The sequence below is a fragment of the Actinomadura terrae genome (assembly GCF_022751215.1).
Classification (GTDB): domain Bacteria; phylum Actinomycetota; class Actinomycetes; order Streptosporangiales; family Streptosporangiaceae; genus Spirillospora; species Spirillospora terrae.
In genome coordinates, this window is the sequence record NZ_JAICDG010000006.1 from 306,315 (window position 1) to 318,926 (window position 12,612).

Below are 12,612 nucleotides of genomic sequence, written 5' to 3' on the forward strand. Positions count from 1 at the left end.
CGCATCGACCGGCTCGCCACCCGCCGTCTGGCCGGTGAGCTGGGCATGTCCGGCCATCCCAGGCTCGGCCAACCGTCAACCGTCAACCGCCGACGGCCGGGCCATCGGCCGATTTTCCGACCCTCGCCTCCTGCTCGGTCGGGGCTCTCGTCGTGCTACGGGAGCGACTGCGCGAGCTTGCCCGTGAGCAGGTCGCCGTCTACCGGGACGTCTACTACGACCGGCCGGACGGTTCACTGCGCGAACAGGGCTACGAGCTGCGGGTGCGGGTGATCGAATCGGACGGGACGCGCCGATCGGTACTGACGTTCAAGGAACCGGCCGTGGACGCGCGGAGCGGCTCCAAGCCCGAGCATGAGACGACCGTGGGCGACCCCGCGGTGCTGGAGACGACGCTGCGCGCGTTGCGGGCCGAGCCGTGGGTGAGGCTGGGGAAGCACTGCCGCAACTACCGGTTCCGGGCGCACGGCAGGGAGATGCTGGCCACGTTGGTCGAGGGCACATTCGTCGAGGTGGAGGCGATCGTGGCCGCTCCCGAGGTCGGCATGGCCCTGGAGGAGATCGAGACAGTGCTGGCCGGTTTGGGAGTGACCGCCGAAGACCTCACCACCGAGCTTTACACCGATGCCGTGCTGGACGCCCGCTCACGGGACGGTGCCGGGTGAGGACGGTCGGCGGGACGCGTGCCGTGCCGCGCGGTCGGCCATGACGAGGCAGGCGGCGGCGAGCCCGGAAAGGACCGCGCCCGCCGTGAACACGGCGAAATAGCCCCTCCAGCCGTGGAGGAGGCTGCCCCCGATCGGGGCGAGAACCTGCGCGAGGGTCACGACGGCCGCTTGGAGCCCGGCCCAGCGGGCGTACATTTCGGTGGGCGCGTAGTCGGCGACCAGGCTGGCGCGGGCCAGGGTCAGGACGCCGAAGCCCGCCCCGAAGAGCAGGACGAAGGCGCCCAGCCCGGCGAGGGTCCCGGTGAACAGCGGCAGAACGGCCGGCACCTGGCACGCCACGAGCACCGCGGCGACCCGGGCCAACCGGACCCGCCGGGCGATCCGGGTCATCGTGATCCGGCCGAGGACACTCAACACGCCCAGGGCGCCCGCCACGGTGGCGGCGGTGGACGCCGAGTGGCCCTGCTCGATCAGGTAGGACACCAGGTGCACGTTCACGAAGACCAGCGCTGTGTAGACCAGGAACGAGGCGATGGTGAGCCAGCGGAACGGCGGCGAGCGACCGGCCGCGAGCAGGCCGGTCGCGGCGGGGCTGCCGTCGGCCGACCCGGCGGCGGACCGGTCCGATCCCGACCACGGCCAGCGGCAGGACGGCGCCGACGATCATGATCACCGCCAGCACGCGCAGGGCGTCCCGCCAGCCCAGATGGGTGACCAGGACGGCGGTGAGGGGCAGGAACAGCGTACTCGCGAACCCGCCGAGAACGGTCACGACGAGTAACGCGTTGTCGCGGCGGCCCCGTACCGGCGTACGACGATGGCGAAGGCCGGCTCGTACAGCACGGTCGCGGTGACCACCCCGAGGACGGCGAACACCGTGTAGTACTGGACGACCGACGACATCGCCGACCAGGCCAGCACCGCCAGGGCCCCGGCGACCATCAGCGCCCTCGCGCCGTGCCGGTCGATCCACCAGCCGACCATGACCGCGGCGCCCGCCCGCACCAGGATCGACATCGAGTAGGCGGCGGTGAGCACCACGTGGCTCCACCCGAGGTCGTCGTGCATGGCGGGAAGGAATAGACCAGGATCCCCACGAGGTCAGCTCCACCGTGCCCAGCGCCCACGCCGTCCGGGCAGGCGGCACGGTGGTGTCGCGCACGGTCTCCGGGGCGGTCATGCCCAGACCCGCGCCGCCGCCACCCCTCGCCCGGTCGCTGATCAGCCCCGGCCGGCACGGCTGTACTGCTCGCCCTCCTGCGCTCCGCGCGCTTGCACACTGCGCCGCCACGGCTGGGCGATATCGCCGATCAGAAGCCGCCGGAGCGTCTGGACCACCTTGGGAAGCAACCCTTCCCCGGTGGCGGCCCTTTCAGATGCCCCGGTCGGCGAACAGGTCGATCAGGGCTTCGACGTCGTGGTCGGCCTCGGTCGGGTAGCGGAAGGGACGGTGGGCGTTGATGGTGTAGGTGTTGCGGCGCCCGACGCGGGTGCGGGTGAGGTAGTCCGCCTCCTCCAGGTCGTTGATGATGAGCTGTGCCGCGCGTTCGGTGATCCCGATCCCCTGGGCCACCTCCCGGACCCGCAGGTCGGGATCACGGGCGATCTGGATCAGCACGCGCGCGTGGTTGGTCAGGAACGTCCAGGGCTTGGCGTCCGGTCGGCTCTGCGTCCTGTCCATCCGCTCACTCCTCCTGCACGCACCCGCCCTCCGCCACCAGGAGAGGACACAGCGTGCTTCCCGGCAGGTGTGGAGGCTGTTCACCCAAGATTCTATGAGAAAAATTTGACGAATAGTATTTCATGTAACACTCTTGGGGTGTCCGACTCGTCCGCCACCTCATCGCTGCCGGGAGGGTGTCCCATGCTGGTGCGACCAACCCCACCGCCACTGGAGGCCACCCCCAGCCCACCCCCCGCAAGCGCCCCCTCAACCGCCCCCCGGCCCCAGGCGTTGAGGATGAGGACCGGCCGCCACGGCCGCCACACACTGCTGACGATGTCGGGCCGCCTGACCGCCGACACCGTGGTGACCGCCGAGGCCCAGATCCTCACCACAATCGTCCTCAGCACCACGCCACTGCACCTGGCGCTGGACCTGTCCCGACTCGAGGTGGTCGACCTGCACGGCGCGCACCTGCTGACCAAGACCCACTTCGCCGTCCGCGCCGCCCGCGGCACCCTGCACCTGATCGCACCCCCCCACACCCCCGCCCGCAGCGCACTGAGCCGCTACCTGCTACCCCACGCGGTCCAGCACCACCACGACCTCCCCCTCCTCACCCCCTCAGACCCCCGCTCACCATCCCCGCTGGCGGCACTAGCAGGAGCGGAGCGCTAGCGGCACGCGTCTGCGTGCCGGGACCGGCGCTCACCCCGTCCGCCACCCGCGTGCGCGCCCTGACCGCGGCGGTCGTCGCGGCCGCGCCGCCGGGGCTAGTTGGACGGCCATCGACACAGCGCTGGGCGTGGACGCCTCCACCGCACGCCACCGCCACGAGTGCCAAGCTCACGAGGAGCTCCCCGCCCGACCCGGTCCCCAGACCAGGTGACCCCAGGGTTCTTCGACTGTTTTCGACACCCCACACGCGCGCACGCGTGCGCGCTTCTTAGGGCGTCGCGAAACTCCCGGGCGGGCTCGCGGCGGCACTGGACCAGCGGCGCGCCTCGCCCGCAGGCTCGCCGGGCAAGGCTTCCGATATTCGCTCGACCGTTATCTTGCGCGCTGTGAATCAATCCCAGTAGTTGAAAAGGACCGCAGCCCGTCGCATGGGCGTTCACGCCAACATTTGGTCGGACGGCTAGGCGGACGCGGCGGTCTCCTCGCGCACCGCGGGCAGGACCTCGTGCGCGAGCCGCTCGACCTGCTCGGCCACGCCGGGACCGGCGGGCATGAAGTTGAAGGCGTTGAAGCCGATCTCGACAAAGCCGAGGAGCCGCTCGATGACGGCGCCTGGCGGCCCGCTCACCAGGCCCGGAACGTCGTCGACCTGCTCGCTGATCCGGACGCCGACGTTGTAGGCGCGGGTGATGCGGGCGGGGTCGCGTCCGGCCTCCTCGGCGGCGGCCGCGATGCGCTCCAACATGACCCGTGCCGTCTCGGGCGGCGCGAAGCCGAGCGAGGGGATCCAGCCGTCGGCGAGCCGTCCGGTGAGGGCGAGGGCGCGCGGGCCGAACGTGCCGAGCCAGATCGGGATGTCGCGCTCGGGCTTCGGTTCGAGATCGGCCGCGTCGACGTGGTGGACGCGGCCGGCGTGGGTGAAGCCCGGCTCGCTCCACAGGCCACGGGCGATGTGGATCGCGTCCTCCAGGCCGTCGATCTTGTCCCGCGGCGTCGGAACGGGAATGCCGAAGGAGCGGAACTCCTCGTCGGAGTAGCCCCCGCCGAGCCCGAGGATCAGCCGTCCGCCGGAGAGCCGGTCGAACGTCTCGGCCATCTTCGCGACCATGGCCGGGTTGCGGTACGGGACGCCGAGGACGCGCGTCGCGATCGTGATCCTGCTGGTCGCGGCGGCGATCCAGGACAGCATCGTCCAGGTCTCCATGGTCGGGTGCGCGGTGCACGGATGGTCGGACGCGGACACGAAGTCGAAGCCGAGCCGCTCGGCCTCGCGCGCGCAGGCGACGGGGTCGGCGCCGGGCGCCGCCGACGTGGAGACGTTCAGGCCGCAACGCATGGTCCTACCTCCAGCTTGGAAATGAAGTACTGCGCGATCGGGCCGATGCCGACCGCGTACAGGACGGTCCCGATTCCGACCGTCCCGCCGAGGAGCCAGCCGAGCAGCAGCGCGGCCGCCTCGATCGCGGTGCGCATGGCCCGGATGGAATGGCCGCGCGCCGCGAGGCCGGTCATGAGGCCGTCGCGCGGTCCGGGGCCGAACCCGGCGCCGATGTAGAGGCCGGTCGCCGCGCCGTTGCCGACGATCGCGGCGGCCAGCAGCGCGATCCGCCAGCCGAGCCCGGACGGCTCGGCGACGACCGCCAGCGCCGCGTCGGCGGCGAGGCCGACGACGAGGACGTTGCTGACCGTGCCGAGGCCGGGCCGCTGGCGCAGCGGGACCCAGAGCAGCAGGACGGCGGCCGCGGTGAGGTTGACGACCCAGCCGAGCGGGAGGCCGGTCCGCGCGGCGAGGCCCTAGTGCAGGACGTCCCACGGGTCGAGCCCGAGGTCGGCGCGCACCATCAGCCCGATGCTGACGCCGAAGAGGACGAGCCCCCCGTACAGGTGGCTCAGCCTCCGCCATCTATTTGACATGTCAAGAAAACTACGGCCCGAGTATGTGACATGTCAACTAGAGTGTCCGGCATGGACGAACCACGCTGGCTCAACTCCGACGAGGACCGCGCCTGGCGCGGCTACCGGCGTCTGTCGCTGCTGCTCGGCCGGCAACTCGCCCGGGACCTGGTCGCCGACTCCAACCTCTCCGAGGCCGACTACGACGTCCTGTCCAATCTCGGCGAGACGCCGGGCGGGCGGATCAGGCTGACCGACCTGGCCGCGCACATGCGCTGGTCGCCGAGCCGCCTGTCGCACCAGGTGGCACGGATGCGGCAACGCGGCCTGGTCACCCGCGAGGCGAGCCCGGACGACGGCCGCGGCTCGGTCATCGTCCTCAGCGACGAGGGACGGCGGACGATCGAGGAGGCCGCGCCGCGGCACGTCGAGTCCGTCCGCCGCCACTTCATCGACCTGCTGACGCCCGCGCAGGTCCAGGCCCTCGCCGCGCTGAGCGACACGGTCGTGGAGCATCTCGTCAAGGCCGAGTCCGAGTAGGCCCTCGTCGGCAGAGGCGCATGTTCTGGAACAGTGCTGAAGATTCACGGCCCTTCAGTAGAAGGTGGAGAAGTCACACCTTCGTGAATGAGTATCGTCATGTGCGCTAACGAAGAACCCGCCTCGATCTCGGCCCCGCGCAGCCTGGCCATGCGGCGGGCCCATGCTCGAGACCGACTCGAAACCGGCTTCCAGATGTGGCCGGCCACCGGCAGCGACGGGCACGGCGCGCATCTGATCCCCGTGGCCTATGCCTGGGACGACTAGGCCTTTACACCGCGACCTTTGTCATGAGCCGCACCGTCGCCGACATCAAGGCCCACCCGCAAGCGCGGGTCGCTCTCGGCGACACCGCCGACGTCATCATGATCGACACCGGGGCGTCGCTCGTCGACGTCCCGGACATCGACGCTGACATCGCCGAGGGCTACGCCAGAGTCTCCACAGACCCCCGTACCTCCCTACAGGGCACGTTCGTCTACCTACGCCTGCAACCCAGGCGCATCCAGGTCTGGAACGGCCTCCACGAATTCGTTGGGCGCACGGTGATGCGGGACGGCCGATGGCTGGACAACCCGGTCGACTGAAGTGATCTCAGAGCACCTACCCCGTTCATCCACAGAACGCCGCTCCACTATTCGGCCGCCTCGGCGCCTGGCAGCGTCGAGGACATGACCACCACTGTGGGCCAGGACGACGAGGACGACCGGGACGACGGGCGGGACAGACGGCGCCGGTCTGGCGCGCCTCGCGCGGACGCTCGCCGGGCAAGAGAGGAGAATCGTGCACGTCCCGTTCACCCCGCCGACGCGGCGGCGAACAGGGCGGGCGCCCCGACCACGGACGGTGCTGCTGGACGCTAGACGCCCGCCCAGCAGGCCGGCAGCCGCTAGCGGTACCGCTAGGTCTAGCGGGAGATGCCGCTAGGACGTCCCCGCCCGCTAGGACGTCTCAGCGCGTCCCGGGGCCGTCCCCGGGACGTCCTCGTGACGGCCGTCGGCGATGCGATGACGAGCGCGCCGACCACGTCGAAGACCGGCACCGCCTCGGCGTCCTCCTCCAGCAGGAGGGTGTCGCATCCGGTGACTTCAGCGAGCCGGGTGAGTCTGCCGGGGTGGCGGTCGACTGCGGTGACGGTGGGCGCCGTGAGTGTGGGCGACCTGGACCAGGTGGACGCCCACGCCGCCGGCGACGTCGATGACCGCGACCCGATGGCCGGGTGGGACGGGATCGAGGTCGGCTGCAGCGGGATGCAGTTGCGGGCGCGCAGCGCGATGCGTTCGGTGGAACCGCCGTCTGGGTGGACGGCGATGAGGCCCCGTGCCGCTCGCATGGCGGTTCGCGGCACGCGTGCACGCGCCGCACGCCAGATGGAGGTAGGCCATGATCCGGTCGCCGGGGTTCAGGTGGCCGTCGGCCGCGCCGATCTGGGTGATCCGCTCGGCGATTTCCTGACCGGAGAGCAGCGGCAGGACCGGGCCCGGCCGCTCGGACCGCCCGGCGCGGACGTTCGGCCCCCTGCCGGCAGGCGGTTCCGAGGCCGCCGCAGGCCTCGGGGGCCCGTGCGGGCCGTGACCACGGGTTCGCCACCACGCGGTGTTCTGCGGGCATGTCGTGATTCGCCAGACTCCTCCCGTCTCGGTCACCGATGATGGAACCCCACATCGTGGAGGCGGGGAGTGGCATGTTCGGACGACGCGGTCGAGGCGGTCAAGACGGTGGCGGCGCGGAAGGCCAGGGGGCTGACACCGTGAGCCGGCCCGAGGACATTCGCTGGTCGGTGCAGTGACCAGTTCGTCAGGTGACTCGGAGGCGTTGCCTGCCAAAGCGGGTCCGCCGCGGCCCGGGGACCCTGCCCGGATCGGTTCCTACGAGATCATCGGCTTCCTGGGCGAGGGTGGAATGGGCTCGGTGTTCCTGGCCCGGGGCCCGGGTGGTCTGGTGGCGGTGAAGGTCGTGCGGGCCGACTACGCCCGGCACGCGCAGTTCCGCGAACGGTTCCGCCGAGAGACCCGCAGCGCCCAGCAGGTCCCGCGTTTTTGCACCGCGGAGGTTCTGGCCGCCGACCCCGACGCCGACCCGCCCTACCTGGTGACGGAGTTCATCGACGGCCCCACCCTGGAGGAGGCCGTCGCAGGCGGCGGGCCGCTGCGCCGTGCGGAACTGGAACAGTTGGGCGTGAGCATGGCGGCGGCGCTGGCCGGAGTGCACGGGGCCGGGGTCGTCCACCGGGATCTCAAGCCGGCCAACGTGCTGCTGTCGCGGACGGGCCCGCGCGTCATCGACTTCGGCATCGCCAGCGCGCTTGACGCCGCCTTCGGCCTGACAGGCACGGGCCAGATCATCGGCACGCCCGCATTCATGGCACCCGAGCAGTTTTCGAACGGGGAGACGCGGCAACCCGCCGACATCTTCGCCTGGGGTGCGGTGATGGCGTTCGCGGCCACCGGGCGGCGGCCCTTCGGCGTTGGTCCGGTACCGGCCATCGCCTATCGCATCGTTCACGGTGAGCCGGACATGGCAGGGTTGGAGGACGGCCCGCTGCGCAGGGTCATCTCCGCCGCGCTGAACAAAGATCCGGCCTGCCGTCCCAGCGCTCGCGAGTTGCTGGTGCGGTTGGGCGTGACCGATGGCGATCCGGCCGCTGCCGCGGCTCCACGGCTCGGACAGACGCCGAGCGGCGCCTCACCCGAGGCATCCCTCCGCCCTCACCGGCCGCCACCGCCGCGTTTACCTCCGCCGCCCTCGGCCCCGGACTTCGGCTCCGGACGCGGCCGGATCGGAGGAGGAACACTGCCGCCCGGCGCGCGTAGGCGGCATCAGCGGCGACTGCTCTGGAGTGGTGGCGCAGCCATGCTGGTCGCGCTGGCCGTTGTGGTCGCCTTCGTCGCAGCGCAGTTGCTTTCCCACGGCTCGCCTGGGACGACGGGCAAGACAAGGCATCCGCGGACGACAGGCGGCGCCAACAAGGCGTTGGAGGGACGCTGGAGCAGCACCTACGGTGCGATGTACGTCCGGGTCGAGGGCGATGAGATCCGCATGATTTACGAGTACGCCGGGCTCAGCCGCGTCCGGGGCACCGTGGGCGCGGATGTGATCAACGCCGTCTACGTCGAGGGACCGGGCAACGAGCCGACCGGTCGCGTCCGGTTCCAGATCCTGCGGTCGGCAAGAACGATCAGCCTCGACGGCAGATGGGCCTCGGGCTCGTCGGGCGATCTGACCTCCGCCTGGAGGGCCGATCGCATCGGCGCCGACATCCCGCCCGCCATCGAGAGGAAGCTGAACGATGATTCGATCTTCCCCAGCTTCCCGCCCTGATGCGTGCGCGCAGGAGGCGCCCGGGGCCTCGCTCCGATCAGAGCCGCAACGAGCAGCAGACCTCCCACGTTCATGAGCGAGACGAGCTTCGGAACCTCATCTCCCGTACGGCGCCCCACCGGCCACACCGCCGCGGGAACACTTGAGGAACGCGGCAGCCAGCGGCCCTGACAGCGCGGAACAAGACGGCGCCGAGCACGATGAACAGCCAAGGCATCGGCGACCTCGCATCTTGAACAGAAGCGGAAGCTCATAGGCGTGGCGTGGACGGCTGGGGCCCTTCGTCGATGATCAAGGGTGTTCGGGCCGCGCGCGCATTCCGGGAACGAGGCATGAGGGTGCAGGGCAAATCGCCTTCGAGCGCGTCTGAACGACCACCCAAGCCGAGTATGAGTAAATCTCAGCAGCAGCGGCGCAACCTTCGGGAGCATCTCTCATGACCACACCCGCCCCGCTTCCTCCGTCCACCATGGAGCGCCTCGGGTTCATCCGCATGCTGCACCAGCAAGCGGTTGATCAATCCAGGTTGCCAGAGCCCCTGAACTTCACGTGTGTCCTCGCCTTCTACAACGCCGTCGAACTCTTCCTGCTACTCGCGGGCGAGCATCTCGGCGCAACGCTGTCGGAGAGGAAACCATTTACCGAAAAATTCTACAGCGGCATCAACCAGGCTCTACCGGCGGGGAGCAAACTTGACGGCGAGAAAAGCGTCCATCGGCTCGTCGAGGCAAAGAATAACTTCAAACACGCACACCTCTGGCCCACCTCTCAGCAAATTCAGGAGATGCACGATGGGGCGGCATTGTTTTTCCGGTCCAATACCCCGGAAATTTTCGGCGTTACTTACGACGCGATAGGAATGGCGGCCCTCATCCCTGACATTGAGGCCAACAAGCTCGTTGAGCAGGCCAGCAGCGCTTGGCAGGCCGCCGATGAGGCGGAGGCCATGGCCCTGCTGCATGACGCCTTCCTGATACTGCTCAAAATTGGCCCGGAAGCCAATCCCACCAAGGACTCTCCGTCGACCCGGGGAGCTCGCGTTACCGGCGCGGTGAGGAAATTCAGCAGGGACATGTACATCTGGAGTAAGGTCCGTGCGATCGGCTTCTCTCACGATGATTACCGTCGTTTTCAGACCCTCACATCCGAGTCGCCGGAAATGAACACGCTCACTCAGGAGGACTATGCGTTCTGTCAGGACTTCGTCGTCAAGGCGGCGCGCTGGCGCGAGGAGGACAGATCCCGCTGAGAACGACCAGCTCACCTAAGCGAGCACTCCTCGGACCGATCACCGACGCTTCCAGCGGCCAGGAGCACCGTGTGGGCTGCGCAGAATGCGGCCAGAACACGGGCCCCCTGGCTGCTACCACCCAGGGCACGCAGGCGTGGGCCACCTGCCGATGCGGCACCCGCGCCGTCCACACCTGCGCCTGCACGGTGCGCATCCGTACTTGCTTGGTTCTAGAAAGTAGGACTCGTCCACCGGCCTGACCCCGCCAAAGATCAGAGCGTCACCGCCCTGGCCCGCCAGCAGCCCCGAATCCAGCACAGACTCCCAGCTCGGATGCATCAAAACGAGCATCCCGCGTTAGCCCGGCCCCGCCACCCCCGCTAGCGCGGAGCCCCCGCCGCCGGGCGGTCTACACACCCAACTGCCATGACCTATTAGTCCTGGCTAGCGGGGTTGGTGGGTTCCTCGGTGGGTCAGTTACCGGTGCGGACGCCCTCGACGAGCTGTGCCAAGACCTGGCGAAGGTCGAGACCGAGTGGGGGGAGGCTCGCGACATGCCGCCCTGTCCGCACCGCGGCGCGGTCGAGGCGCGGATGATCGACTGGCTGCACGGCCAGTTCGACCAGATGCCGCACCACCCCGGCAGCGTGGTCTTCGGCCGCGCAGTACTTGCGTGGCAGTGGCACCTCCAGGAGGCCACGAAGACCGACCCGCACCCTCTCACCAGAGCTGAGCGAGGCGGAGTTTCGGTAGAGAGAAAGTTTCACCTTGTGGAGCAGGTGACTTGGAGGCCATTCAGGCCCACCGAGGGCCAATCGAAGTGTGAAGCAGTTGGCTCGACGGGCGTAGGGCCGATCAGTGGTTCAAGGCCAGAACAACAGCGTCAAGCTCGATGGCGTCGGTGCGTAGACGAGTGCCCGCGCCTGCGCCGCCTGCTCCCGCCACAGGTGTTCTGAATGCCGGGCTGAGGACGATCTTCTGTCGCGGGGCAGTAAGCCATCAATCCGAATTGATCGAGACCTATTTTGTTCGGAGGAATCGTCGGCCGGTGATTTCGTGCAAGCCTTGGAACCTGCTGTACCGAGCCGGCAGGAGGGATGTGATATGACCACTGGCACCGGGTTGAGCTGGATGTGCAGGCGATGGCGTGGCCGCGGCGCACTTGTACTGGCCTTGCTGACCGTTATGCCCATTGCACTGGCCAGCCCAGCTCACGCTGGATGGAGCCGCGCGCAGTTCTGGGAGCACTCTTTCTCTGGCGATAAGCTGGACAAGGACGCGCCAGGATCAGAAGCGGATCTCTCTCACTTGGGACGGGACTGCTACGTCTTCTGGTGCGAGAACAACTGGGACAACGTGATCTCGTCGCTGTCCACCACCGGTGGAGGGCAGCTACCAGCATGGCTGGAGATCTTCGAGGACCCGAACTTCACAGGTCATTGCGTGCTGATCGCGAGCTACCAGACGCTGGCGGACCTGCACACCTACACCTTCAATCTCCCCGCAGGACAAAACTGGGGTGACCGCATCTCCTCCTTCCGGGTGAGCGAGAGCCGGCCGGCGAGCCGTTGCCTGGTCTGGCCGCCTGGTTCGTGAGGGAGGTACCGCCGCTCCACGTGGCCGTGCTGGAGGCCCCCGCCTGGCACGGCGGGGGCCGAACGGCAGCGTGCCAGGCGACTGTAGGCGTGAGACTCGTCCCCGACGGCGAGCCGTAGTCGTACGTCTCGTCTCCGCTCTCCAGGTCAGCGAGGACGTCCTCCAAGGCGATCGGGGCGATGTCGGTGCGCACCAGATCAAGTCGGCAGGGTCATGTCGGGAAATCGTGGGAGGTTCGCAGGTCGCCTGGTAAGAGACAGGGGACACCTTGGACAACGGGCACAAAGGCCAGGTGCACGGCGATCTTCTCGTTCTCGCGGCAGAGGATCCAGTGCGCCACGTCCGTGGTCCAAGGCCGGATACCGAAAAGGGCCACCAGTTCGATGAGTCGCTGGACGTAGCCGTCCGGCAATCGCTCACGGATCCGCGCGGTGTCGACGGTCGCGAACGTACTCACCAGAACGTCCAGATGGCCGAACCGACGTGCCAGGGCGTAAATGGCCAGACCCTCGTCCAAGGAGGCAGGGACATTGACCAGGAAGTCGCGGACCTGCGGGCCGGTCAGCTCCCGCCAGCCGGGATACCGCGCCAACTCGGGGTAGTCCTGCTCCATGCGGGCGACGTGCCCGCCCACCAGACCACGGACCCATTCACGGGGCTCCGACGCCTGGCCCATCGGGGCTTCCCATGTTTTCACCAGTTCGACAACGCCTTGCGTGAAGGCGATCTGAGTCGTTATGCCCGGCCGTGGGACGTCTTCGTATAACCACCACAGCGCGCCGGTGAGCGTGCCGACCGACCAGGAGTTCCCCACCAGCCCGGCCTCATCCATGGCGTTCAGCGGCGGGCCGACCATGTCGACGACCTCGTGGGGCGTCATGCCAGGCTCGATACCCTCCAACCCGCTCACCTCCGGACGCGGGGGACGTGGTGGTCACTGGATCCGACGGTACTCGCCCGGGTGGTTCGCCTTGCTGAAGAGAGCGGGTCGCTGTTCGGTGAGGCGCTGGTCGGTCCTGGTG

General features: G+C 68.9%; 16 protein-coding genes and 1 pseudogene. 9 read left to right on the forward strand and 8 right to left on the reverse strand.

Annotated features, from left to right (window positions below; genetic code table 11):
• Window positions 1-152 precede the first annotated feature (152 nt).
• Window positions 153-665, forward strand: a complete 513-nt coding sequence (locus K2F47_RS33330) for a class IV adenylate cyclase (protein ID WP_242910073.1) — start codon at window positions 153-155, stop codon at window positions 663-665.
• Here K2F47_RS33330 and K2F47_RS33335 read toward each other — a convergent pair.
• A complete protein-coding gene (locus tag K2F47_RS33335) occupies window positions 645-1,244 on the reverse strand; it encodes an MFS transporter (protein ID WP_272497863.1) in 600 nt (199 codons plus the stop codon). The genes K2F47_RS33330 and K2F47_RS33335 overlap by 21 nt on opposite strands.
• On the opposite strand from K2F47_RS33335, the gene K2F47_RS33340 reads away from it, so the two are divergent.
• Window positions 1,201-1,449 carry a hypothetical protein gene (locus K2F47_RS33340; protein ID WP_242910074.1) on the forward strand — a complete coding sequence of 83 codons (249 nt, stop codon included), beginning with the start codon at window positions 1,201-1,203 and terminating at the stop codon, window positions 1,447-1,449. The genes K2F47_RS33335 and K2F47_RS33340 overlap by 44 nt on opposite strands.
• On the opposite strand, the gene K2F47_RS33345 is transcribed toward K2F47_RS33340, so the two are convergent.
• Window positions 1,437-1,736 carry an MFS transporter gene (locus K2F47_RS33345; RefSeq protein WP_242910075.1) on the reverse strand — a complete coding sequence of 100 codons (300 nt, stop codon included), beginning with the start codon at window positions 1,734-1,736 and terminating at the stop codon, window positions 1,437-1,439. The genes K2F47_RS33340 and K2F47_RS33345 overlap by 13 nt on opposite strands.
• 304 nt (window positions 1,737-2,040) lie before the next feature.
• Window positions 2,041-2,349 carry a helix-turn-helix transcriptional regulator gene (locus tag K2F47_RS33350; RefSeq protein ID WP_242910076.1) on the reverse strand — a complete coding sequence of 103 codons (309 nt, stop codon included), beginning with the start codon at window positions 2,347-2,349 and terminating at the stop codon, window positions 2,041-2,043.
• Window positions 2,350-2,628: 279 nt separating this feature from the next.
• Between K2F47_RS33350 and K2F47_RS33355 the strand changes: the two genes are divergently transcribed.
• Window positions 2,629-3,009, forward strand: a complete 381-nt coding sequence (locus tag K2F47_RS33355) for an STAS domain-containing protein (RefSeq protein WP_242910077.1) — start codon at window positions 2,629-2,631, stop codon at window positions 3,007-3,009.
• Window positions 3,010-3,469: 460 nt separating this feature from the next.
• Here the strand turns inward: K2F47_RS33355 and K2F47_RS33360 are convergent, their stop codons facing one another.
• Window positions 3,470-4,345, reverse strand: coding sequence for an LLM class flavin-dependent oxidoreductase (locus K2F47_RS33360; RefSeq protein WP_242910079.1), 876 nt, complete (start codon window positions 4,343-4,345; stop codon window positions 3,470-3,472).
• Window positions 4,330-4,785 (reverse strand): annotated as a pseudogene (locus tag K2F47_RS41940) (YczE/YyaS/YitT family protein); the annotation flags it as partial. The pseudogene K2F47_RS41940 and the gene K2F47_RS33360, both read right to left, overlap by 16 nt.
• A 189-nt stretch (window positions 4,786-4,974) precedes the next feature.
• Here K2F47_RS41940 and K2F47_RS33370 point away from each other — a divergent pair.
• The 3 genes from K2F47_RS33370 (at window position 4,975) to K2F47_RS33380 (ending at window position 6,029) form a co-directional block, all read left to right on the forward strand.
• Entirely contained in the window at window positions 4,975-5,442 is a 468-nt protein-coding gene (locus K2F47_RS33370) for a MarR family winged helix-turn-helix transcriptional regulator (RefSeq protein WP_242910081.1), read from the forward strand.
• 87 nt (window positions 5,443-5,529) lie between these two features.
• Window positions 5,530-5,709 (forward strand): hypothetical protein, encoded by a 180-nt coding sequence (locus K2F47_RS33375; protein ID WP_242910082.1) that lies wholly within the window; start codon window positions 5,530-5,532, stop codon window positions 5,707-5,709.
• Between the two features lie 23 nt (window positions 5,710-5,732).
• Window positions 5,733-6,029: a hypothetical protein gene (locus K2F47_RS33380; protein ID WP_242910083.1), complete on the forward strand. Its 297-nt coding sequence runs from the start codon at window positions 5,733-5,735 to the stop codon at window positions 6,027-6,029.
• Between the two features lie 320 nt (window positions 6,030-6,349).
• On the opposite strand, the gene K2F47_RS33385 is transcribed toward K2F47_RS33380, so the two are convergent.
• Complete coding sequence (locus K2F47_RS33385; RefSeq protein WP_242910084.1) at window positions 6,350-6,775, reverse strand: hypothetical protein; 426 nt, start codon at window positions 6,773-6,775, stop codon at window positions 6,350-6,352.
• Window positions 6,776-7,227: 452 nt separating this feature from the next.
• Between K2F47_RS33385 and K2F47_RS33390 the strand changes: the two genes are divergently transcribed.
• Together K2F47_RS33390 and K2F47_RS33395 are read left to right on the forward strand one after the other, a co-directional pair.
• A complete protein-coding gene (locus K2F47_RS33390; RefSeq protein ID WP_242910085.1) occupies window positions 7,228-8,763 on the forward strand; it encodes a serine/threonine-protein kinase in 1,536 nt (511 codons plus the stop codon).
• 436 nt (window positions 8,764-9,199) lie between these two features.
• Complete coding sequence (locus K2F47_RS33395; RefSeq protein ID WP_242910086.1) at window positions 9,200-10,012, forward strand: hypothetical protein; 813 nt, start codon at window positions 9,200-9,202, stop codon at window positions 10,010-10,012.
• A 455-nt stretch (window positions 10,013-10,467) separates the two neighbouring features.
• Here the strand turns inward: K2F47_RS33395 and K2F47_RS33400 are convergent, their stop codons facing one another.
• Window positions 10,468-10,680 carry a hypothetical protein gene (locus tag K2F47_RS33400; RefSeq protein ID WP_242910087.1) on the reverse strand — a complete coding sequence of 71 codons (213 nt, stop codon included), beginning with the start codon at window positions 10,678-10,680 and terminating at the stop codon, window positions 10,468-10,470.
• Window positions 10,681-11,098: 418 nt separating this feature from the next.
• On the opposite strand from K2F47_RS33400, the gene K2F47_RS33405 reads away from it, so the two are divergent.
• Complete coding sequence (locus tag K2F47_RS33405) at window positions 11,099-11,590, forward strand: beta/gamma crystallin family protein (protein WP_242910088.1); 492 nt, start codon at window positions 11,099-11,101, stop codon at window positions 11,588-11,590.
• A 211-nt stretch (window positions 11,591-11,801) separates the two neighbouring features.
• Here the strand turns inward: K2F47_RS33405 and K2F47_RS33410 are convergent, their stop codons facing one another.
• Window positions 11,802-12,491: a hypothetical protein gene (locus K2F47_RS33410; protein ID WP_242910089.1), complete on the reverse strand. Its 690-nt coding sequence runs from the start codon at window positions 12,489-12,491 to the stop codon at window positions 11,802-11,804.
• Window positions 12,492-12,612: the final 121 nt, after the last annotated feature.